We start from the raw sequence: 20,658 nt of genomic DNA on the forward strand, positions 1-20,658 counted from the left end.
GCAGGTGGTTTGACCTCTGGTGAGACACAGAGCGCTACCCGCCGCCACTCCCTTGGTTTTCGTATCTTTGTGAACTCATAAACATAGAGATAGATAACGACACATAATCATAATGGCAAAAGAACTCAAGGAACTGACTCCCCGCCGCGTGGATTACTCCCAGTGGTATCAGGATCTCGTCATCAAGGCAGACTTAGCTGAGAGCGCCGCCGTGCGCGGCTGTATGGTCATCAAGCCCTACGGCTATGCTATCTGGGAGCGCATGCAGCGCCAGCTCGATGACATGTTTAAGGAAACAGGTCACTACAACGCATACTTCCCCCTCTTCATCCCGAAGAGCTTCCTCAGTAAGGAAGCCGACCACGTCGAGGGCTTCGCTAAGGAGTGTGCCGTCGTCACCCACTACCGCCTGAAGACCAGCCCCGACGGGGGCGTCGTCGTCGACCCTGAGGCCAAGCTCGAGGAAGAGCTCATCGTGCGCCCTACCTCCGAGACCATTATCTGGAATACGTACAAGGGCTGGATCCAGTCCTACCGTGACCTGCCCATCCTCTGCAACCAGTGGGCGAACGTCGTACGCTGGGAGATGCGCACACGCCTCTTCCTGCGCACCGCTGAGTTCCTCTGGCAGGAAGGTCACACCGCCCACGCTACCCGTGAGGAGGCCGAAGAAGAAGCCGTACGCATGGTCAATGTCTATGCCGACTTCGCCCGCGACTTCCTCGCTATCCCCGTGCATGTCGGTGTGAAGAGCGCCAACGAGCGCTTCGCCGGTGCCGTAGAGACCTACACCATCGAGGCCCTGATGCAGGATGGTAAGGCACTGCAGAGCGGTACGTCACACTTCCTTGGGCAGAACTTCGCCAAGGCCTTCGACGTCACCTTCACCAACAAGGAAGGCCAGCAGGAGCTCGTATGGGCTACCTCATGGGGCGTATCGACCCGTCTGATGGGTGCGCTCATCATGAGCCACTCCGATGACAACGGTCTTGTCCTCCCCCCAACGCTCGCCCCTCATCAGGTCGTCATCGTCCCCATCTACAAGACGCTCGAGCAGCGTGACGAGATCGGCCGCCACGTCGAGCCCCTCATCGCCGAGCTGAAGAAGCGCGGCATCCGTGTGCGCTACGACGACGCAGACAACAAGAAGCCCGGATGGAAGTTCTCCGAATACGAGCTCAAGGGCGTACCCGTACGCCTGGCCCTCGGTGGCCGTGACCTCGAGAACGGTACCGTAGAAGTCGCTCGCCGTGACACGCTCACCAAGGAGACCTGCGCCTTCGACGGCATCGCCGATCACATCGCTCAGCTCCTCGACGAGATCCAGCAGAACATCTACCAGAAGGCGCTCGACTACCGCGAGAGCCACACCATCACGGTCGACACCTATGAGGAATTCAAGGAGAAGATCGAGGAAGGTGGCTTCATCCTCGCCCACTGGGACGGTACCCCCGAGACCGAAGAGAAGATCAAGGCCGAGACGAAGGCTACGATCCGCTGTATCCCCCTCGAGGGCGACAAGACTCCAGGCAAGTGCATGGTCACCGGCAAGCCTTCGGCTCAGCGTGTCCTCTTCGCCCGCGCCTACTAACCCATCATCACAGACGACCCTATGGCCAGCATACGTGACGGAGAGAACGAACTCTCCCTCCTCGGATCAAAGACCACCCAGTACAGCCAGGACTACGCTCCTGAGGTACTGGAGGCCTTCACTAACAAGCATCAGGGCAACGACTACTGGGTGCGCTTCCACTGCCCCGAGTTCACCAGCCTCTGTCCCATCACGGCACAGCCCGACTATGCGACGATCTACATCAACTACATCCCCGATGTACGCATGGTCGAGAGTAAGAGCCTTAAGCTCTATCTCTTCAGCTTCCGCAACCACGGGGCTTTCCATGAGGACTGCGTGAATATCATCATGAAGGACCTCATCGAGCTTATGGATCCACGATACATCGAGGTCGTCGGGGACTTCACCCCACGCGGCGGTATCAGCATCCTCCCCTTCGCCAACTACGGGCGCCCCGGCACGAAGTACGAGGAGCTCGCCTTCCAGCGCTTAGCTAATCACCCCGTACGATGAAGAAAGTCCTTGCCATCATCAACCCCATCTCTGGTACGGGGTCGAAGAAGAATATCCCCGATCTCTTAGGCCAAGCCTACAACGCATCGGAGTACGAGCTCTTCCTCACCTACACCAAGGCCGCAGGGCACGCCGAAGAGCTTGCCCGACGTGCCGCCAGCGAAGGCTACGACCACGTCATAGCCGTCGGAGGTGATGGCACGGTCAATGAGGTCGCACGCGGCCTCGTCGGGAGCCAGACGGCTCTCGGCATCGTACCGAAGGGCTCGGGCAATGGCCTGGCACGCTCGCTCGGCCTCTCGATGAAGAGCGATCAGGTCATCCAGCAGCTCGTCAGCGGTCGCCGTATCGCCATCGACAGCTGCGAGCTCAACGGACGCCCCTTCTTCTGCACCTGCGGGATGGGCTTCGACGCTGCCGTCAGTAGGTCCTTCGCCGAGGCCTCCACACGTGGCCCCGTGACCTACCTGCGCACCATGATCGAGGAGTACCGCTCCTTCAAGCCCGAGACCTATCGCCTCGACATCAACGACGGTGAGCGCACCCTCGAGACGGAGGCCTTCGTCCTCGTCGTGGCGAACGCCACGCAGTACGGGAACAATGCCTACATCGCTCCCGAGGCAGACCTGTCGGACGGCCTGCTGGATCTGGCGATCATACGCCCCTTCCCCGTCCTCGAGGCAGCTGTGGTCTTAGGTGACCTCATGCTCGGCAAGCTCGCTGGCAACAAGCACTACGAGACCGAGCGCATCAAGTCGCTCCGTATCGAGCGCCCCACAGCAGGCGCCGTACATATCGACGGTGAGCCCCTCGAGCTGGGTACCACCATCGACATCAAGCTGTGCCCCCACTCGCTGCACGTCATCATCCCCCAATAGCACGCCTCCTCTCAGCACGCCATGGCTAAGAAACGGGCCTTGCCCCCACGCCCACGCCTCCGACGTACGCACCGCCTCACGCTCACCCTCAACGAGCGGGAGTACAAGGCGATCATCGACCACTGTGAGAGCCGACGTATCGCGAGCCGCACGGGCTGGATGCGCGAGGTCATCATGGCCGAGGTCATCACGGAGCATGAGCGCAATGCGCCCTTCCTCTTCGACGAAGCTGAGATGCAGTGATGAGTACCATCCTCCCCTACTCTGACGAATACTTCATGCGCCAGGCCCTCGCTGAGGCGGCCTTGGCCTACGAAGCGGGCGAAGTACCCATCGGTGCTGTCGTCGTCTGCCGCGGGCAGATCATCGCCCGAGCGCACAACGAGGTCGAGCGCCTCAGTGACCCCACAGCCCATGCCGAGGTGCTGGCGGTGACAGCCGCCACGGAGTATATGGGTAGTAAGTTCCTCCCCGACTGTCAGCTCTATGTGACAGTGGAGCCCTGCGTGATGTGCGCTGGGGCTCTCTTCTGGGCCCGCTTAGGGGAGATTATTTATGGTGCAGGAGAGGAGAAGTTCGGCTACCGACACTATGCGCCCGACCTCTTCCCCCGTCGTGCCAAGATACGCGGAGGACTGCTTGCCGACGAGGCGCGCGAGCTGATGCAGCGCTTCTTCGTAGCGCGCCGATAGCCTCTGTTTATCGCATCTCATACCATATTAGTGCGCCTTAGTACGAGTATTGGGGCACTTTATGTACATTTGGAGCGTTTTATGAGTGGCGGGAAAGCGCCTTACTCTGAACTCGGGGGAGGAGCGTCCTCCCACTATACTATACTAACGTAACCTGATCAATAGACCCCAATACGTGATGACGACTAAGACACCACGCGCGACTCGACTCGCGAAAAGCCTCCTGATAGCAGCTGCCTTGGGAGGGCTTTCTTACACCCAACTATCCGCACAAGTATCTACCCTCCGCACAGGCCGTCTCCCCAACGGGCTGACGTACTACATCAGCCGTGATGCGGGTGCCTCCGAGGGTACGGCACACTTCTTCCTCCTACAGAATGTCGGGGCGATCCTCGAGGACGACAAGCAGAATGGTCTTGCCCACTACCTCGAGCACATGGCCTTCGAAGCCACCGAGCACTTCCCTGGTGGCGTGATGAACTACCTGCGCACGCGTGGGCTGTACAGCTTCGACGCACGCACGGGCACGGACGACACGCGCTACAGCATCATGGATGTCCCCACGGCTGAGAAGGGCCTCACCGACTCCGTCCTCCTCATCCTCAAGGACTGGTGCAGTGGCATCTCCATCACCGAGAAGGACACGGAGAAGCAGCGCGGTATCATCATCGAAGAGTGGCGCCAGCGTGGCGGCATTGACAAGCGTCTCAGCGATAGTATCGCCGGCGTCATCTACAATGGCTCGCAGTACTCCAAGCGCAATGTCATCGGTAGCCTCGACGTCCTGAAGACCTTCAAGTATCCCGATATCCAGGCCTTCTACAAGACGTGGTACCGCCCCGACCTGCAGTGCGTGATGATCGTCGGGGATATCGACCCCGCCGCCTATGAGCAGAAGGTGCAGAAGCTCTTCGCTTCGCTCCCCGCACCTCGCAATGCTAAGGCACGCCCTCCCTATGCGATCGACGACAATGAGCAGCCCCTCTACTATCGCTTCACCGATAAGGAGAACCGCTCACACTCCTACGGGCTCTACCAGCGTGTAGCTACCCCCACGAACCGCCCCACGACAGAGGCTACGAAGGACTACCTCCTCGGGCAGCTCTTCAACACCCTGGCTCCACAGTACTTCGCTCGCCTGCGCAACCGTGGTGAGGAAGCCTATGTCGCTGCCTCGGTGAGCTACTCACCACTGGTACGTGGCTATGGGCAGTTCGCATGGGACTTCGTACCCTACTCGGGTCAGGACAAGACTGCCCTCCAGCAGATCCTCGCCGCTCGAGCTCAGATGCCCTATGGCTTCTTCAGCGATGATGCCTTCGAGGCCGAGAAGCAGAAGCTCTATGATGGCATGAAGGAAGTGCTGAGCGATGACAAGGGCCTCGGTACGCCACAGAACTTCATCGACATCTACCGCAACAACTACCTCTACGGTACGCCGATACGCGAATTCCGCCAGCAGCTCGAGGACAACCTCGAGGCACTCGTCGAGCTGGAGGCTGACGACCTGCGTGCTTGGCTCAAGCAGCGTGCGATGGGAGACCGCAACCTCGCCTTCGTCGCCTATACCAATAGCCCCTCCGTACCAGCTATCGGCGAGCAGGAGTTCCTCAAGGAGCTGGCAGCTCACAATACTCCCGTACAGGCTGCCGAAAGCAGTGAGCCTGCACCTATCACGAAGCTCATCGACTTCAAGCTCCCCGCAGGGAAGATCACTCGTGAGAAGAAGATCCCTTCACTCGACGCTACCGAGTGGACGCTCTCCAATGGCATGAAGGTCATCTATAAGAATCTGGCTAAGGAGCTCAAGGGCGAAGTCCTCTTCCTCGCTTCGGCTAAGGGTGGTCAGTCCATCGTCAAGCCAGCCGACCTCCCCTCCTTCTCGGCTATGCAGAGCCTCATCATGGCCTCAGGTCTCTATAAGTACGACCGCAACCAGCTCGCCCAGTGGCTGCGCAACCGCCCCATGGAGGTCAACCTCTCCATCACCGAGTACATCGATGGGATGCAGGCGCGTAGTAAGACGGACGGCGTAGACGACCTCTTCTCCTACCTCTACCTCGTACTGAATAAGCAGCGCTTCGATCAGCAGATCTTCGACAAGTGGCTCCAGCGTAAGCGCTACATCTACGACTCAAAGCCCCAGCAGGGTCGCGAAGCCGTTGACCGCGAGATCAGCGAACTGCTGAACCCCATCACCGAGGCCAACCCTCGTGAGGACAACGCCTTCTACGATAAGATGAAGCTGAGCGACCTGCCCCGCCTCTACGCAGAGCACTTCGGTGACGCTTCACAGCTGACAGGCTGCCTCGTCGGTGACATCAGCGAAGCCGAAGCTAAGCGCATCGTCACGACCTATCTGGCAGCCCTGCCTGGCAACCCCAAGGCACCACGTCGCACCTACACGATCCGTGACCACAGCTCCCGTGAGCGTGTCATCGAGCGTACCTTCGAGGTCGACACTGAGGGGGATCTGGGCGAAGTAGAGCTCTCCTTCCTCGGAGATAAGAAGCTCACCGACCGCGAGCGCATCGCCCTCGGCCTGCTGGAGCCCCTCCTGCAGAACCGCCTCTTCGATGAGCTTCGTGAGAAGGAGCAGGGTACCTACAGCATCGCCGTCAAGACGAACTACACCGACGACCCTGTAGCCAGCACGAGTCTCTCGATCCACTTCATCACCTCACGTGCTAAGGCCGACCACCTCAAGGCCCGCACCTATGAGATCCTCCGCTCCATCGCAGCAGGTCAGATCGACCGCGACGAGTATAAGAAGGTCCACATCCCTCAGGTCCTCGACGAAGAGGCTGAGGCGAAGGAAGCCGGTGACGGCATGGGCCTCGGCGTATGGATCGCCCTCCTGAATGCCTACGCTGAGACAGGCAAGACCCCCGACCTCTCCAAGAAGACCGCTACTGGTCAGGAGGTCAAGGTTTCCGAAGTCACAGCTCAGGACGTCTCCTCCCTGCTGAAGAAGCTCCTCGACGAAGGCAAGCGCCGTGACATCGTCGTCAAGAGCCTCGCCCCCGAAGCAAAGACCTGGGAGCACTAAGCCCCCTCGCTATACATATCAATATGCGCAAGCACAGCTGACTCCGACAGTAGACTCTCAGGGCCCTCTCTCACGGGCTCTGAGAGTCGCTGCGTCAGCACCACATACACCGCAGCGCCTCTGATATATCCCTACACCTCGATAGATAAGTCATACCTATACCTATCCTCCATGCGACAACCATTAAGAATACGCCGGCGTCTGGCCCTCGGGCTTTGCCTGTGTGCGCTGGGACTCTCCACCCCCACTGAGGGCTGGAGCCAGACCCCTGCGACGCCGACCGTCTCGGTCTCCTTCAAAGACAAGGACATCGCCTCTATCCTCGACTTCATCGCCCAGAACTCAGGCTACAAGATTGAGTACGAGCCTGAGCTTCGTACCGCAGGCTACAAAGCCACCGTCTCCTTCGACGAGGTAACTCCCGAGAAGGCGGTCGAAGGCCTGCTCAAGGGCACTCCATTCATCTATGCCGTCGACGGCAAGACCATCCGTATCTTCCGCCCCCAGCAGCAGGCTACCGCTAAGGGCCAAGTCACAGGGGTCGTCAAGGACTCTCGTGGCGAAGGCATCATAGGCGCAAGCGTCCGCATCAAGGGCACGAAGCTCGGCGCCCAGACGGGCATCGATGGCGCCTTCACCATCAATACCGACAAGGCCTCTGGCGAGCTCCAGATAAGCTACGTCGGCTACTACGACAATAGTGCCACCTTCACCGCAGGACAGCCCGTGACGGTCGTCCTGAAGGAGAACGTCAAGTCCCTCGACGGTGTCACCGTCATCGCCTACGGCCGACGCAATACGCAGGAGCTCGTCGGGGCCGTCAGCTCGATCAAGGCTGACCAGCTCAAGGACGCTCCCGCACCCAGCCTCCAGTCCCTCCTGCAGGGGCAGATGTCGGGGCTGTCGGTGACGAACCAGTCGGGCTCACCTGGTGGTGGCGGTACGCGTATCAATATCCGCGGTATCAGCTCGCTCAACGACCAGGGTATCAACGACGGCTCACCTCTCTTCGTCGTCGACGGGGTACCCCTCTCGAAGGTCTCTGCTGAGTCTACCGGTGGTATCAATGCCCTGGCAGGTCTTGACCCCTCGACCATCGAGTCGGTCGAAGTACTGAAGGACGCTGCCTCCGCTTCGCTCTACGGCTCCCGCTCGGGTAACGGGGTCGTGCTCATCACGACGAAGAAGGGTAAGTCAGGCAAGGCAGAGTTCGGTCTGAACTTCTCGCAGTCCGTCTCCTTCCTCCCCTCCACGCCTCTGCAGATGCGTGGCCATGGTGAGCGCCGTGTGCACAACATCCTCGCACAGCACCAGCGTATCGGCCACAACGACTATACGACCAACCGCTACATCCTCCCCCGCCGCTACGGAGAATCCTACGGCTGGGAACCTACCCTCGACGGGGCTTACGACTACTTCTGGGGTAACGGGAATGTACTGACAAAGGACAACCAGCCCCCTGCCTCCGCACAGGACTCGCTGAATGCCTTCTATAACAATGACACGAACTGGTGGAAGTACATCTTCCAGGTAGGTCGCGTGACCTCGGGTGACTTCTATGCCTCTGGGGGGAACGACAACGTGCGCTACCTCGTCAGCACGGGTCTCTATGACGAGCGCGGTATCCAGATCAACTCGGGCTTCAAGCGCCTCAGCTTCCTCTCGAACCTTGACCTGCGCCTCACGCCTAAGGTCAACGCCTTCACGCGCCTCAACCTCGCTTACAACAAGCAGCAAGCTATCAGCGGCTCCAACATCCAGGGGCTCGACGTCGACCCGAAGGAAACGCCTACGGTCTACCCAGGTCGTGGCTCTATCGCTGAGCAGCTCACCCTGCAGAAGATCCGTGATGTACGTGCCCGCAATGGGATGTTCAATGCCCGTCTCTCCGTCGGTATCGACTACACCCCCATCGCAGGGCTGAAGTTCGCCACTTCCGCTTCGGGTGACGCGTACTTCTCTAACAACCACGTCTTCCGCCCCTCCTACCTCAACAGTAACAACCTCTCTTCCGTCGAAGCCTCTCGCTCGATGGTCGCCATGATCCAGTGGGAGAACATCCTCTCCTACCGCTTCAACCTGCGTGACCGTCACAACTTCGACCTCATGGCAGGGATGACCACGACCTACGACCTGATGGAGAACATCAAGGGTAAGGCTGCTGGTGGTCCTACCAACAAGATCTATGAGATCGGTGATGGCTGGCCACAGGCTCGCAACGTAGAGGGCCGTGACGAATACCTCCAGCGCGTGACGACCGACCGTCAGGAGCAGATCATGCTCAGCTATCTCGGCCGTGTCGCCTACAACTTCGACAAGCGCTACATGCTCGAGGCTTCACTCCGCTACGACGGCTCGTCGGTCTTCGGCCGTGATGTCCGCTGGGCAGCCTTCCCCTCTCTCGGTGCTGCATGGGCCTTCTCCAAGGAGCAGTTCATGAAGGACTTCTGGTTCCTCAGCTTCGGTAAGATCCGTGCCTCATGGGGTAAGAGCGGTCAGAAGTTCCAGGAAGCCTACCTCGCCCACGGTCTGATGGAAGAGTCGAACTCCTTCCTCGGTCAGCCCGGTCTCCAGCCCAGCGCTATGGCCAATAGCCACCTGACGTGGGAGAAGAGCGACCAGTATGACCTCGGTCTTGACCTCGACCTCTTCAACTACCGCTTCAAGGTCAAGGTAGACTACTACTACAAGCACTCCTATGACCTGCTGATGCAGGTGCCCACCCCAGGTAACTTCTTCATCTCGAAGACGACCTGGACGAACGCTTCGGCTATCTCCAACGAAGGTCTTGAGCTGGACCTCTCGGCTGACCTCGTGCGCCGCAAGGACTTCTCTTGGAACCTCCGCTTCAATATCGCTCGCAACTGGAACCGCTTCCTCGCCTCTTACGACGGCAAGGACCTCGGCGACAAGGTACTCGGCCGCCCCATCTATGGTATCTATACCTACAAGGATGAAGGCCTCGTACAGGACGAGTCTGCTATCCCCTACTACTACGACCAGACGGGTCTGCGTGTACCCCTCTCCTTCGGTTCGCTCGCTTACCCACTGCGTGTCGGTGGTCGTAAGATCAAGGACCAGAACGGCGACGGCTACATCAACAGCGAAGACATCTACTACGCTGGTAGCGCACTGCCCAAGGCCTACGGGGGTATCACGAATACCTTCACCTACAAGCGTCTCGCTCTGAATGTGCTGCTGACCTATACGATCGACCAGCGCATGATGAATATGGTGAAGAACGGTGCCTTCCTCTTCAATAAGAAGTTCGGCGTCGTGATGAACGACTTCTCCCGCGCTACCTTCTGGCAGAACCCTGGCGACAAGACCGAGTATCCCTCACTCGAGTTCGCTGATGACGGCTACACGGGTCAGTTCGATGGCGACATCGATACCAACATCGAGCGTGTGAGCTACCTCCGCCTCAAGCAGCTGAGCCTCTCCTACTCTCTCCCCGAAACGTGGACGAAGCGCCTCCGCATGAAGGATGTGCGTATCTACTTCGCTGGTGAGAACCTCCTCCTCTTGACGAACTACTCTGGGCTTGACCCCGAGATCGTCGACCCTGCTACGGGTAAGGACACGGGCCGTATGTACCCCCTCAACCGCAAGCTTACACTTGGTCTCAATCTGAAGTTCTAATGAAACGCTATATCCTTCCCGCCCTGGCGCTCACGCTCCTGGCTTCCTCCTGTAAGCTGGACCTGACGCCCGAGAATGCCATCACTTATAGCAATGCATTCTCCACAGAGGCTGAGCTCAATACGACGACGACCACCATCCACTTCTACCTCGACAACTGCATGGACGCCTTCACGCCTCTGACGAAGGTCGGCCTCCTTGCAGACGAGACGCAGGATGATGGGCAGCTCCGCGAGGGTAATCCTCGTAGTATCATCCAGGCTTCCGCCGACTGGGAATACGTCTATCGTATGATCTTCGAGGCGAACCTCCTGCTGGATAACATCGACAAGACCGAAGGCCTCTCCGAAGAGCGCTACGCCTACCACGCTGGTCAGGCACACTTCGCTCTCGGCTTCGGCTACTTCATGCTCTCCCGCGCCTATGGTCAGGCGGTCATCACGGAGAACGCTAAGGACCTGAAGACCTACGGCCTCTCTACGCAGCAGCAGGTCATCGACGCAGGTATCGAGCATGCCCTCAAGGCCTTCGAGCTCCTGCCTACCTACGACAAGCTCCGCACGACTTCCGGTAGCGTACCCGCCTCCAAGCAGTACGGCAGCAAGGGCAATAGCGCCACGCTTCTGGCACACCTCTATGCCTGGAAGGGCAGCATGGCCGAGCTCTACGGCGAGTCTTCGGTAGACGCTACTGAGGCCTACCGCAAGAGCGTCGAGTATGCCTCTAAGGTCATCAACGGCGAAGTCGGTACCTACAGCCTTGTCTCGACTCCCGAGGAACTCTGTCAGCTCCTCTCTGACCCCAGTGCTACGAACCCCGAGGAGATCTTCACCCTCGTCTACGATAAGAGCCGTGGCAATGAGTCGACCTCTAAGAACGAAGTCGCCAACCTCTTCGCTACGTGGCCCGTCAACAGCACGCTCACCGAAGGGGATCTGGCACAGGCTTCCTTCCGCCTGAAGAAGTCCACCATCCAGAAGCTCTATCCCGATGCGAATGACGCGCGCCGTACGGCCTTCTTCTATGAGTTCAATACCGACCACACGGTATCGGGCGTGAACTACGCTGTGCCCTACAAGTTCCGCAACGCAGTCTTCGCTATCGACCAGAGCGCTGAGTCTGGCAAGAGCTTCCTCAGCATCAATGCCAACTACGTCTACTGGCGTCTGGCAGATGTCTACCTGCTTCGCGCCGAGTGTGCGAATAAGCTGGGCGACACCTCCATGGCGATCTCGGACCTCAATAAGATCCGCTCACGTGCCGGTGCGAAGACCTATCCCGCCTCGGGTGAGAGCGACCTGAAGAAGGCCATCTTCCGTGAGCGCGAGCGTGAGTTCATCCTTGAGAACGATACCCGCTACTACGATATCCTGCGCAACGGCTACGTCAAGACCGAGCTCACGGGTAAGTTCCCCACGCTCTCCACGGCGGATATCGCTGGTGGTGCCCTCTGCCTGCCTATCCCATCGAGCGCCCAGCGCGACAAGGATGGTAAGGTCATCAACGGCCTCATCCTGCAGCGTCCCTACTGGTTCCGCTACATGTAGTACCCTCTAAGATCTATCCGTTATGCGTACGATCAAGCATCCAATATATCTGCTCGCACTACTCGTCCTCAGTCTCTTCTCCTCGTGTACGAAGTATGACTTCATCGAGACGGGCAAGGCTACGTCCTACCACGACACGACGATGTGGGAGTACTTCCAGACTGATAGCTACAACTGGAGCTACCTCGTCTATATGACCAAGCGTGCCGGCCTCGAAGATCTCTTCCAGGGGACGAACACGCAGTATGGCCCGAACATCACCTTCCTCGGGATCACGAACCACAGCATCCGCCGCTACCTCTACCGCACCTATGGTATCAATGCGGACGGCACCTCTCCCGCTGATGCCGTCGACCCCAGCACGCTCACCGACGAGGAGACGATGAAGCTCATCGACCGTATGAGCGTGGCTACGTGCCGCAGCATCATCCTCGACTGCGTCATCCCACAGGAGAAGCTCCTCCTCGAGGACTTCCCCGCTGGGCGTAAGGCCGCCGACGGGAGCACCATCGGTACGGGTGGTAAGACCTACACGATGGCCTCGGGCAAGCAGCTCTGGCTCTACACCTTCCGCGACACCTATGCAGGGGTAGCGGGCTCAGGGGCGAACCGCCTGCACATCGTCTCCCCCACGACCAGCATCTCGCGTGATATCGCTTCGCACGATATCCAGACACGTACGGGCGTCGTCCACTCGCTCCAGTACGACTTCACGCCTACGGACTTCTAAACCCTTTTCATCCGATGACTGCAAGATCTATATATGGCCTGCTCCTCGTGATCCTCGCCCTTGCGCTGCCCTCTTGCCGCAAGATGGCCGTGGGCTACCTCGATGCGACGCACGCCACATTCTCCGCTAAGGAACTCAACGTCTACCGCACGGTCGACGATGACGATCCCCACAGCTTGACCCAGACCTATCCCGCCCCCTGGACCTCCCAGCGTATCCAGGGGGTCTCGGGCACGAACCCCGTGAACTATGAGTTCCTCAGCGTCGATGTCGCTGATGGGGGCGATGCCGAGAAGTTCGCTGCCGCCGTCAAGAAAGGTACGATCACCGTCAATGGCGGTACCATCAACCTCTTCCCCACCGCGGTGCAGAACCTCCCCAATGGGCGCTATACCGTCAATCTACGGGTCTACAACGAAGGCTACAGCCGTGAGCTCCGTGGCCTCTTCACCTTCATTATCCAAGACGCTGCCTAATACACGCTCCCTATGAGATACCTCAAGTATGTGACCTCTCTGGTCGTAGCTCTCCTCGCTTTCTCCTTCGTCTCCGCTCAGGAGGCTGGCATACGCTTCTTCAAGGGGACTTTCGCCGAAGCCCTCGCTGAAGCTCAGCGCCAGAATAAGCCCCTCTTCGTAGACTTCTACGCTACCTGGTGTGTGCCCTGTAAGAAGATGGAGAAGACCATCTTCACCCAGCCCGAGGTCGGGAAGTTCTTCAACGAGAAGTTCGTCAACCTCCAGATGGATGCCGAGGCTCCCGAGAACGTCGAGATCGCTAAGAAGTACAAGGTCGAGGCCTTCCCTACCCTCGGGATCATCGCTCCCGACGGCAAGGCTATCCAGATCAACGTCGGCTTTATGAAGGCCGAAGAGCTGCTCGAGATGGGTAAGACCGCTATCGGTGAGGTCAAGGGCTTCGAAGAGCTCTACAAGGAGCACCGCGCACAGCCCAACGATCTAAAGATCCAGCAGGAGCTGCTGACCATCGCCCCACGCTTCCTCACCACGCAGGACGGCATGGACGCTGAGAAGTGGGTCGTACGTGTCCGTAAGCTCTACAAGGACTACCTCGCGAAGAAGATGGCTGACAACAGCCTCATCAACAAGAAGGATTACCTGATCATCAGCAACCTCGGTGGTGATGACGCTGACGAAGTAGCACGTGTCGTCGAGTACATCAACTCCAACCTCGACGCATGGATCGCTGCTGTCGGTGAGCCCGCTGCCTACTACGTCATCGAGAAGAACGATGAGCGCATGCTCGACCTCGTCAAGAAGGGCGACGAGTCCTACAAGACGTACCTCGAGAAGATCCGCACAGACTACAAGAAGGCCTACGACGTGATCAAGTTCAAGACCGTCACGCCCTACCAGAAGTCCGTCGACTACTACGGTGCACTCTTCGCTATCTACAAGAATAAGGACGTGCCCCAGTACATCAAGCTCATGTCCAGCTACCTCAATGGCCTCGGCGAAGACGCTAACGCTGCTGACTACGGTATCGCTGCTCAGTCCCTCTACAACGCTGCAGGCAAGAAGCTCACGGCCGCTGACCACAAGCAGGCTATCGCTTGGCTCCAGAAGGCTATCCCCAACGAAACGACCCTGATGAATAAGATCAACTTCCTCGTCATGGTCGGGGACTCCTACCGCGAGCTGAAGGACTACAAGCAGGCACGCGAATACTACAACCAGGCTTATGGCGAATCACTTCAGATGGGTGCTGCTGAGCAGGCCCAGCAGATGATCCAGGCCTCCGTCGTCTACAAGCTCTCTACCCTCGAGCTCCTCGAGAAGTAAGCCGCACCTGACGACTACATCATAGGGGAAGCCCCGAGAGTCCGCTCGTGACTCTCGGGGCTTCCTCTTATCTTTGCACCCGACATCCCCACATAGAGTGCTGCTAATCAGCGTCTCATAGAGGGGACAATTTCGACCACTACTGGTCACTGCTTCGACCAGTACTGATCACTATTAGTTACCAGTACTGGTCCGATCGCTGACCTATACTGGTTACTTCACCGACCAGTACTGGTCGCATTTCCCCCCTCATAGACTTAGCAATGTATCGCCTCCTACTCACCCTCTTCCTCCTCACTACGACGAGCCTCTCGGCTCGCAACCTCGACTCCCTTATGCAGGCCTATGGCCTCGTCGAGGTCACCAGCCTCGCCCCCCGCATCCGTGTCGAGCTGAAGTACGCTACGCGCGACAACTTCATCGGGGCGAATATGTACGGCTCGCTACGCAAGGCTTACCTCCACCCCAATCTGGCACGCGCACTTGCCCGTGCCCAGCAGGCTCTCGAGCGTGAGAAGCCCGGCTATGCCTTCCTCATCTATGATGCCGCACGCCCACAGAGCGTACAGCGCCGTATGTATCAGGCCGTAGCTGGCACGCCGAAGAAGATCTACGTCGCCGCCCCCGAGCGTGGTGGACGCCACAACTACGGCGTAGCGGTGGACCTCACCATCGTGGATGCCGCTGGCAAACCGCTGGATATGGGAAGCCCCTTCGATCACTTCGGTGAGGAGGCTCACCTCGGAGATGAAGGGGCTTTAGTGAAGAAGGGCGTCTTTGCCCCAGAGGTCCCTACGAATAGGGCGCTGATGAAGCGACTCTTAGGAGCCGAGGGCCTGCGCCCTTATGACAAAGAGTGGTGGCACTATCAGGAGCGTATGTCGATGCCGGAGGTGCGCAAGCGCTACCGCCTCTTAGACTTCTAAGGGCACACCCACTCGCACCAGACTTAGAACTCACGCATCTGCCCGTCGTATGCCTGCACCAGGCGTCGGCGGGCATTGTCGTACTCACTGGAGAAGAAGTCCTGACGTGCGTTGTAGTACTTCGTCTTGACGCCCAGGAGACCACAGATGGAGTTCGCCAAGAGGTCGGTCATAATCTTACGATCCTTCGCCGCTACGATCTGCTCGTAGACCTCGGGGTGCTCCTTGCGCAGCGCAGGCGAAGCGTACACCATAAGGGGGATCATCAGCCCAGCCTGTGACACCTCATGCTCGTAGTAGTCGGGGCGCTCGGGATTCTCGAAGACGGCCTGCCCGTGGTCGGAGAGGTAGATGACGATGGCGGGCGTCTGGCTGTAGCGCTGGAAGATCTGTGCGACGATCTGGTCGTTGTAGTGGATCGAGTTCACATAGTCGCAGATGATGCCACGGCGCTTGGCATCGGTAGGAGTTGGCTTCCCGTTGGGGAGCGTCTTCGGCAGGTTGTCTACGGTGAAGGGCGCCTTCTCGTGGATGTAGCGATCGGAATAGGGGGTATGCGAGCCCATCAGGTGCACGACCTCAAAGAGATCCTTCCCTGCGGGAGTCTTCGTGCGGTCAAAGAGCAGCGGGAGGATATCGCTATCAGGAGAGGCATTCCAGTCGCCAGCCGTGCGGATGCGCACGAAGCGTGTGCTGTCGGACGTAGAGGCGAGCGTGGGGATAGGCTGGATACCCGTACCCTGCTTCTCCTGATTGCTGACCCAGTAGGTATAGTAGCCTGCCTTCGAGAGTACGAGGGGCAGTGCGGGGTATTTGTACCACTCCTTCTCAGGGCCCTCGAGGGTGTAGAAGCTCATGCTCTGTGAGATCGAGCCCGTCGTCCAGGCTGCCGAAGAGATAGCGTCAGAGAAGAGGACGAGGTCGCCCGTCTTGACAAGTGAGTCCTGCTTAGGGGTATTCTCCAGTGGATAGCCGTAGCAGTGCATATAGTTGCGTCGCATAGATTCGCCGAGGACGACCACGACGGTGACGCCCTTCATATCACGTGTATGCTCGATAGCACCCACATCGAAGTTGCGTGCATTCGCGCTGTACTTAGCCAGTAGCTCCGCATCGGCGATACAGCTCGTCGTACCGATATAGATACGCTCGACGGGCGCCATATAGAGGTAGCTCATCGTGGAGAGCTGCGCAGGACGCACGACAAAGCACGAGATGGGCAGTGTCACGAGCATCCCACAGAAGAGGAGGCCACGGCGTAGCGACGTACCCACTTCCTTCCCCCAGCGGCGTGTGAGCGCATAGGTGAGGGCAAAGAGTACGAGAAGCACCAGGAGCGGGAGGAGGAAGACCTTATAGTTGAGGTTCTCCAAGAAGGCAGAGGCTTCCCCTGGGTTGGTCGCCAGGATATTCAGCGCGATGCTGTCGGTATAGAGCGAACTATAGGAGAAGACGAGGAAGGACTCAAAGAGGAGCAGGTAGCTATAGGCAAAGATCGTGAGGCCCTGCAGCACCCTTCTCAGCCAGCGATAGGGGAAGAGCGCGATGATGAGCGTAGGGATAGAGCTCCAAGTCAGGAGGCTCAGCGTCTGGTAAATGGCTTCGCCCGAATAAGGCAAGCGCCCTTGCCCTACGTAGTAATCTCCCGCAGCCCACGTCTGGAGCAGGAAGAGTAGGAGCGCAAAGAAGCGCAGACTATAGAGGCGCTGCAGGTAGCGCCCAAGGAATGAGCCCTCGGAGGAGGAGGTATTGAATGCCATAAGTGGTGGGATTGTCAAATGCTTATCGGTAGGCAAACGTACAAAAAATGCCCTACATACCGCGACAGGCTACCCCCTCCGCTCGTGCGGAGTCGGGGTAGCCTGTGTGCGATATTAGAGGTAATGATAGGGCTGCTTAGCCGAGGATCTCCTGCTGGAGGTTCCCCACGAGGCTACTTGCCCCGATGCGGAAGAGACGGTTGTCCAGCCATTCCTCCCCGAGGAGAGCCTCGACGAGGCAGTAGTACTTCACAGCTTCTTCGGCTGAGCGAATACCGCCGCTGAACTTCACGCCACGCACTTCGCCGTACTTCTCGCGGTACTCACGCAGCACCGAGCAGAGGATGTAGGCAGCACGCAGGTCGGCACCAGGGAACTCCTTCCCCGTCGATGTCTTGAGGAAGTCAGCTCCCGAGAAGAGTGCGAGGATGCTGGCACGACGGATCAGCTCGGGATCACGCAGGGCGCCCGTCTCGAGGATAACCTTGAGGTGTGCGCCACGAGCCGTAGCCTTCTGCTCCTCGATCTCCGTCGAAGCCTCGAGGTAGTCACCAGCGAGGAAGGCGCCGAGGTTGAGGACGATGTCGATCTCGTCAGCACCAGCAGCGATAGCCAGTGCCGTCTCAGCAATCTTCACCTCAGGGAAGCTCTGCGAAGCAGGAAAGCAGCCGCTGACGCAGGCTACTTGCACGCCTTCGGCAGTGAGGACCTCACGGACGGTCTTGACGAAGTTCGGATAGACGCAGATAGCTGCGACGGAGGGGACGTCTTCCGTACCCTCGAAGTCATTGACAGAGGCGACGAGCTGAGCGACCTTCTCCTCGGTATCGGTACCGGAGAGCGTCGTCAGGTCGATCGTCGAGTGGAGGAACTTCTTGACCTCACGGGTATTGTTCTTCTCGAAGCGCTCCTTGAGGATCTTGGCGATACGGCTGTCGAGCTCCTCGACAGTGAGAGCAGGGGCGAAGGCACCGAATGCCTCGGTGTACTTAGTTTGATTTGTTTCTGCCATCAGTATGTGGGTATTATGGTTGAGTCTCGGGGTGGGTGTCGGGGACGAGCTTGGGATTGGTGCGGTGGCGCTCGCTGTCCCGTTGGGTCTTCTTCTCGATATTCGCCTTGAGAGCTGCCTCGAGGTCGACGCCCGTCTGGTTGGCTATGCAGAGGACGACCCACAGCACGTCAGCAAGTTCGTCGCCGAGGTTATGGTCTTCGTCGCTCTTCTTGAAGCTCTGCTCGCCGTAGAGACGAGACATCAGGCGAGCCACTTCGCCGACCTCCTCGGTGAGGATAGCCATATTCGTCAGGGGTGCGAAGTAGCGCACACCATAGTTCTGTATCCATTCGTCGACGAGGCGCTGCGCCTCCCCGAGGGTAAGTTTGTTGTCCATTGGCTGGGAGAGAAGAGGGGTAAATTCGGCTGGGGCTAAGGTCTCTTGGCCCACTCCAGCCTATACAAAGATACGCCAATACCAGTAGTCATCATAGCCTCAGCACGCCTCAGCTCTGGGGGAGCGAGCTCTACCTTCGGGGACTTAGCTCCGCACGTGTGGGGGCTTGTCGAGAAAAATACTTGTACATTTGCTTAGCCAATGGGTAGAGACCCTGGCATCGAACTGAATCCGGGAGCCACACACACTCCCTACACCCGACAGACGCACGCTGCTGTAAGCACCAACGCCCGCCGCAATACCTCAGCTATCGTGTACCCCAAACCAACCCTCCTCACGCTGATGGTGATCTTCACCCTCACGCTGCTGGCATTCTTCATCTCGCTCTCGATGCAGATGATGAATCAGCTCTTCTTGGGCCAGAGTATGGGTGTCGCCATCGCCGCAGTGATCCTGCCACTCGTCCTCTCCCTCATCCTCTCTCTCATCGCCTGCCAGCAGTATGGTCAGAGTCGCTGGATCGTCGTCCCGACGACACTCCTGCTGACGCTCGCCCTGACACTCTTCTTAGCGGCCAGCCTCTACTGCTGCTAAGGCGCACCTCCTACCCATCTGATACCACATCGGCCCCGCAAGACGCTCGTCTTGCGGGGCCGATGGCCTATGGGGAAGTGGCGAAGGACTATAAGCGTCCGTAGACGGGATCGCCTGTGACCTCCTTGATGACCTCGATGAAGGGAGGGAACTTCACCTCCTGATCTGGTGCGCACGAGATCTCGAGGACCTGGTAGTCGCGCTTGGGCTCGATGAAGTCATCCACCTCGAAGTACTGCTTTGCCCAGACGAAGTTGCGACGGAGCTTGTGCACGAGTACGTCGTCAGGCGAGGGGATGGAGTTGAGGTAAGAGATATATTCGTCGGGGCCGATCTGGCGCTCGGTGATGATGGACTGCGATTCGATGGGGCTCTTGCGCGTCATGAAGTACACGTAGTTGCCACGCAGACCGCGCTTACGGATGCGGACACTCGAGCCGTCTTCCATATCAATATATGCTTGATAAAGGTCGGTCTCTACGCCGAAGGGGATCTCACCGCGCACCTGCACGAGGAAGCGACGGCGGATATCGGTGAAGGTAGCGGGATCGTCGCCCAGCGTCTCATGGATGGCTTGCAGGACGTGGCGGATCTTCTCCTGAAAGTCCACATTGTTCTCCACGATATGCAGATGGGGGTGTCCCGTCCAAGCCTTGAGGATGCGAGCATCGAGGTCACGAGCCTCCTCTACGGTCTCGTGGCGCGAAGCGTTGTTCTCCAGCGTGTAGAATTCCTCCGCGCCTTGTGCTGCGGTGACCATATGGATGACGGCGTCGTAGCGCGCGTCACGGAGCTTGATCTCCGAGAGTCCCAGCTCGTCGAGAAGGGCCTGCCACATTGTGCGCTCGATATAGTTCGAGATGTCCATCGTCCCTCTATCGGAGATAATCAGCACAGGATGCGGAGCAGTATGTGCGAGCTCGAGGAAGGTATCCTCCATCTGCAGCTGGTACTTCATCACGGCCTTCTCGATGTTGTAGAAGTACTGGCGGTCGGGCGTGCCAAAGTTGATCGACGCATTGCTAAAGAGCGTAGGCGTCTCGGGGAGTGCGTAGACGAGGTAACCGAGGTCACTGAAGTGCTCGATGATCTGCGCCAGGGCGGTGGTCTTACCTGCGCAAGGGCCGCCGGTGAGGGCGATGCGAGTGATATTCTTGTTCATCTGTAATCTTTTAGGGGGACAAAGCCGCACAAAGATACGCCTCTTCGGTGTAATCGTAAGGATAGCAGGCGGGCCAAGTGGATCGCTTCGCCGAGCCTAAGACGGGACTTCCCCTGACGAAGGAGACAGAGAAGGCGCGGGCAATGCCTTCTCCGAGGGGGAGGTAGTGGGTAGAATGAGGGGGAAACAACCTCAAAAAGAGCAAGAAAAGAGCTGAAGAAAAGAGCTCAAACAGCTTAGAAAAAGTCCGAAGGTCTCTGGCGAAAAGTTGGAAGAGTGCTGAGAAATAGCTTAGCCCTCGCCCGTCGGCTTATGCGCCTTCGGTCGTCGGCGTGCACGGTATCGGCCGTCGGCGTATGGGACGACGAGCGACGGCGCGATTTTTCTTCGGAGGGATCA

Annotated in this window: 17 protein-coding genes; 13 read left to right on the plus strand and 4 right to left on the minus strand. The window is 58.6% G+C overall.

The genetic code is table 11. The annotated features are described in order from the left end of the window. Positions 1 to 112: 112 nt before the first annotated feature. The 12 genes from proS (at position 113) to IEX77_RS03755 (ending at position 15,352) form a co-directional block, all read left to right on the plus strand. Positions 113 to 1,591 (plus strand): proline--tRNA ligase, encoded by a 1,479-nt coding sequence (gene proS, locus IEX77_RS03700; protein ID WP_188807781.1) that lies wholly within the window; start codon positions 113 to 115, stop codon positions 1,589 to 1,591. Positions 1,592 to 1,612: 21 nt separating this feature from the next. Next, positions 1,613 to 2,086, plus strand: a complete 474-nt coding sequence (gene queF / locus IEX77_RS03705; protein WP_009432540.1) for a preQ(1) synthase — start codon at positions 1,613 to 1,615, stop codon at positions 2,084 to 2,086. Continuing rightward, positions 2,083 to 2,964, plus strand: coding sequence for a diacylglycerol/lipid kinase family protein (locus IEX77_RS03710; protein ID WP_188807782.1), 882 nt, complete (start codon positions 2,083 to 2,085; stop codon positions 2,962 to 2,964). The genes queF and IEX77_RS03710 overlap by 4 nt, the downstream gene beginning before the upstream one ends. Before the next feature lie 21 nt (positions 2,965 to 2,985). Beyond that, positions 2,986 to 3,207 carry a hypothetical protein gene (locus IEX77_RS03715; RefSeq protein ID WP_044123917.1) on the plus strand — a complete coding sequence of 74 codons (222 nt, stop codon included), beginning with the start codon at positions 2,986 to 2,988 and terminating at the stop codon, positions 3,205 to 3,207. Beyond that, a complete protein-coding gene (locus tag IEX77_RS03720; RefSeq protein WP_188807783.1) occupies positions 3,207 to 3,656 on the plus strand; it encodes a nucleoside deaminase in 450 nt (149 codons plus the stop codon). Before IEX77_RS03715 ends, IEX77_RS03720 begins: the two co-directional genes overlap by 1 nt. Positions 3,657 to 3,834: 178 nt before the next feature. Then, positions 3,835 to 6,705, plus strand: a complete 2,871-nt coding sequence (locus IEX77_RS03725) for a M16 family metallopeptidase (RefSeq protein ID WP_229770788.1) — start codon at positions 3,835 to 3,837, stop codon at positions 6,703 to 6,705. Positions 6,706 to 6,876: 171 nt separating this feature from the next. Continuing rightward, on the plus strand, positions 6,877 to 10,347 hold the full coding sequence (locus tag IEX77_RS03730; RefSeq protein WP_188807784.1) for a SusC/RagA family TonB-linked outer membrane protein: 3,471 nt from the start codon (positions 6,877 to 6,879) through the stop codon (positions 10,345 to 10,347). After that, complete coding sequence (locus IEX77_RS03735) at positions 10,347 to 11,894, plus strand: RagB/SusD family nutrient uptake outer membrane protein (RefSeq protein WP_188807785.1); 1,548 nt, start codon at positions 10,347 to 10,349, stop codon at positions 11,892 to 11,894. The genes IEX77_RS03730 and IEX77_RS03735 overlap by 1 nt, the downstream gene beginning before the upstream one ends. A gap of 22 nt (positions 11,895 to 11,916) precedes the next feature. Next, entirely contained in the window at positions 11,917 to 12,624 is a 708-nt protein-coding gene (locus IEX77_RS03740; protein ID WP_188807786.1) for a fasciclin, read from the plus strand. Between the two features lie 14 nt (positions 12,625 to 12,638). Beyond that, positions 12,639 to 13,100, plus strand: a complete 462-nt coding sequence (locus IEX77_RS03745; RefSeq protein ID WP_188807787.1) for a hypothetical protein — start codon at positions 12,639 to 12,641, stop codon at positions 13,098 to 13,100. Positions 13,101 to 13,112: 12 nt separating this feature from the next. Next, complete coding sequence (locus IEX77_RS03750; protein ID WP_044115095.1) at positions 13,113 to 14,426, plus strand: thioredoxin fold domain-containing protein; 1,314 nt, start codon at positions 13,113 to 13,115, stop codon at positions 14,424 to 14,426. Between the two features lie 263 nt (positions 14,427 to 14,689). After that, positions 14,690 to 15,352 carry a M15 family metallopeptidase gene (locus tag IEX77_RS03755; protein ID WP_188807788.1) on the plus strand — a complete coding sequence of 221 codons (663 nt, stop codon included), beginning with the start codon at positions 14,690 to 14,692 and terminating at the stop codon, positions 15,350 to 15,352. 23 nt (positions 15,353 to 15,375) lie between these two features. Here the strand turns inward: IEX77_RS03755 and IEX77_RS03760 are convergent, their stop codons facing one another. From IEX77_RS03760 to IEX77_RS03770, 3 genes are all read right to left on the minus strand, one after another. Then, the gene (locus IEX77_RS03760) at positions 15,376 to 17,112 is read right to left on the minus strand and encodes a phosphoethanolamine transferase (RefSeq protein ID WP_188807789.1); all 1,737 of its coding nucleotides are present in this window, start codon (positions 17,110 to 17,112) and stop codon (positions 15,376 to 15,378) included. A gap of 136 nt (positions 17,113 to 17,248) precedes the next feature. Next, positions 17,249 to 18,124, minus strand: coding sequence for a deoxyribose-phosphate aldolase (deoC, locus tag IEX77_RS03765; RefSeq protein ID WP_188807790.1), 876 nt, complete (start codon positions 18,122 to 18,124; stop codon positions 17,249 to 17,251). 13 nt (positions 18,125 to 18,137) lie between these two features. Next, positions 18,138 to 18,503: a nucleotide pyrophosphohydrolase gene (locus tag IEX77_RS03770; protein WP_188807791.1), complete on the minus strand. Its 366-nt coding sequence runs from the start codon at positions 18,501 to 18,503 to the stop codon at positions 18,138 to 18,140. 201 nt (positions 18,504 to 18,704) lie between these two features. Here IEX77_RS03770 and IEX77_RS03775 point away from each other — a divergent pair, with 201 nt between their 5' ends. Continuing rightward, entirely contained in the window at positions 18,705 to 19,097 is a 393-nt protein-coding gene (locus IEX77_RS03775; RefSeq protein ID WP_188807792.1) for a hypothetical protein, read from the plus strand. Positions 19,098 to 19,185: 88 nt separating this feature from the next. Here the strand turns inward: IEX77_RS03775 and IEX77_RS03780 are convergent, their stop codons facing one another. Beyond that, complete coding sequence (locus IEX77_RS03780) at positions 19,186 to 20,259, minus strand: AAA family ATPase (protein ID WP_188807793.1); 1,074 nt, start codon at positions 20,257 to 20,259, stop codon at positions 19,186 to 19,188. Positions 20,260 to 20,658 lie beyond the last annotated feature (399 nt).

This window comes from Porphyromonas pasteri (genome assembly GCF_014647755.1).
In the GTDB taxonomy this organism is placed as follows: domain Bacteria; phylum Bacteroidota; class Bacteroidia; order Bacteroidales; family Porphyromonadaceae; genus Porphyromonas; species Porphyromonas pasteri.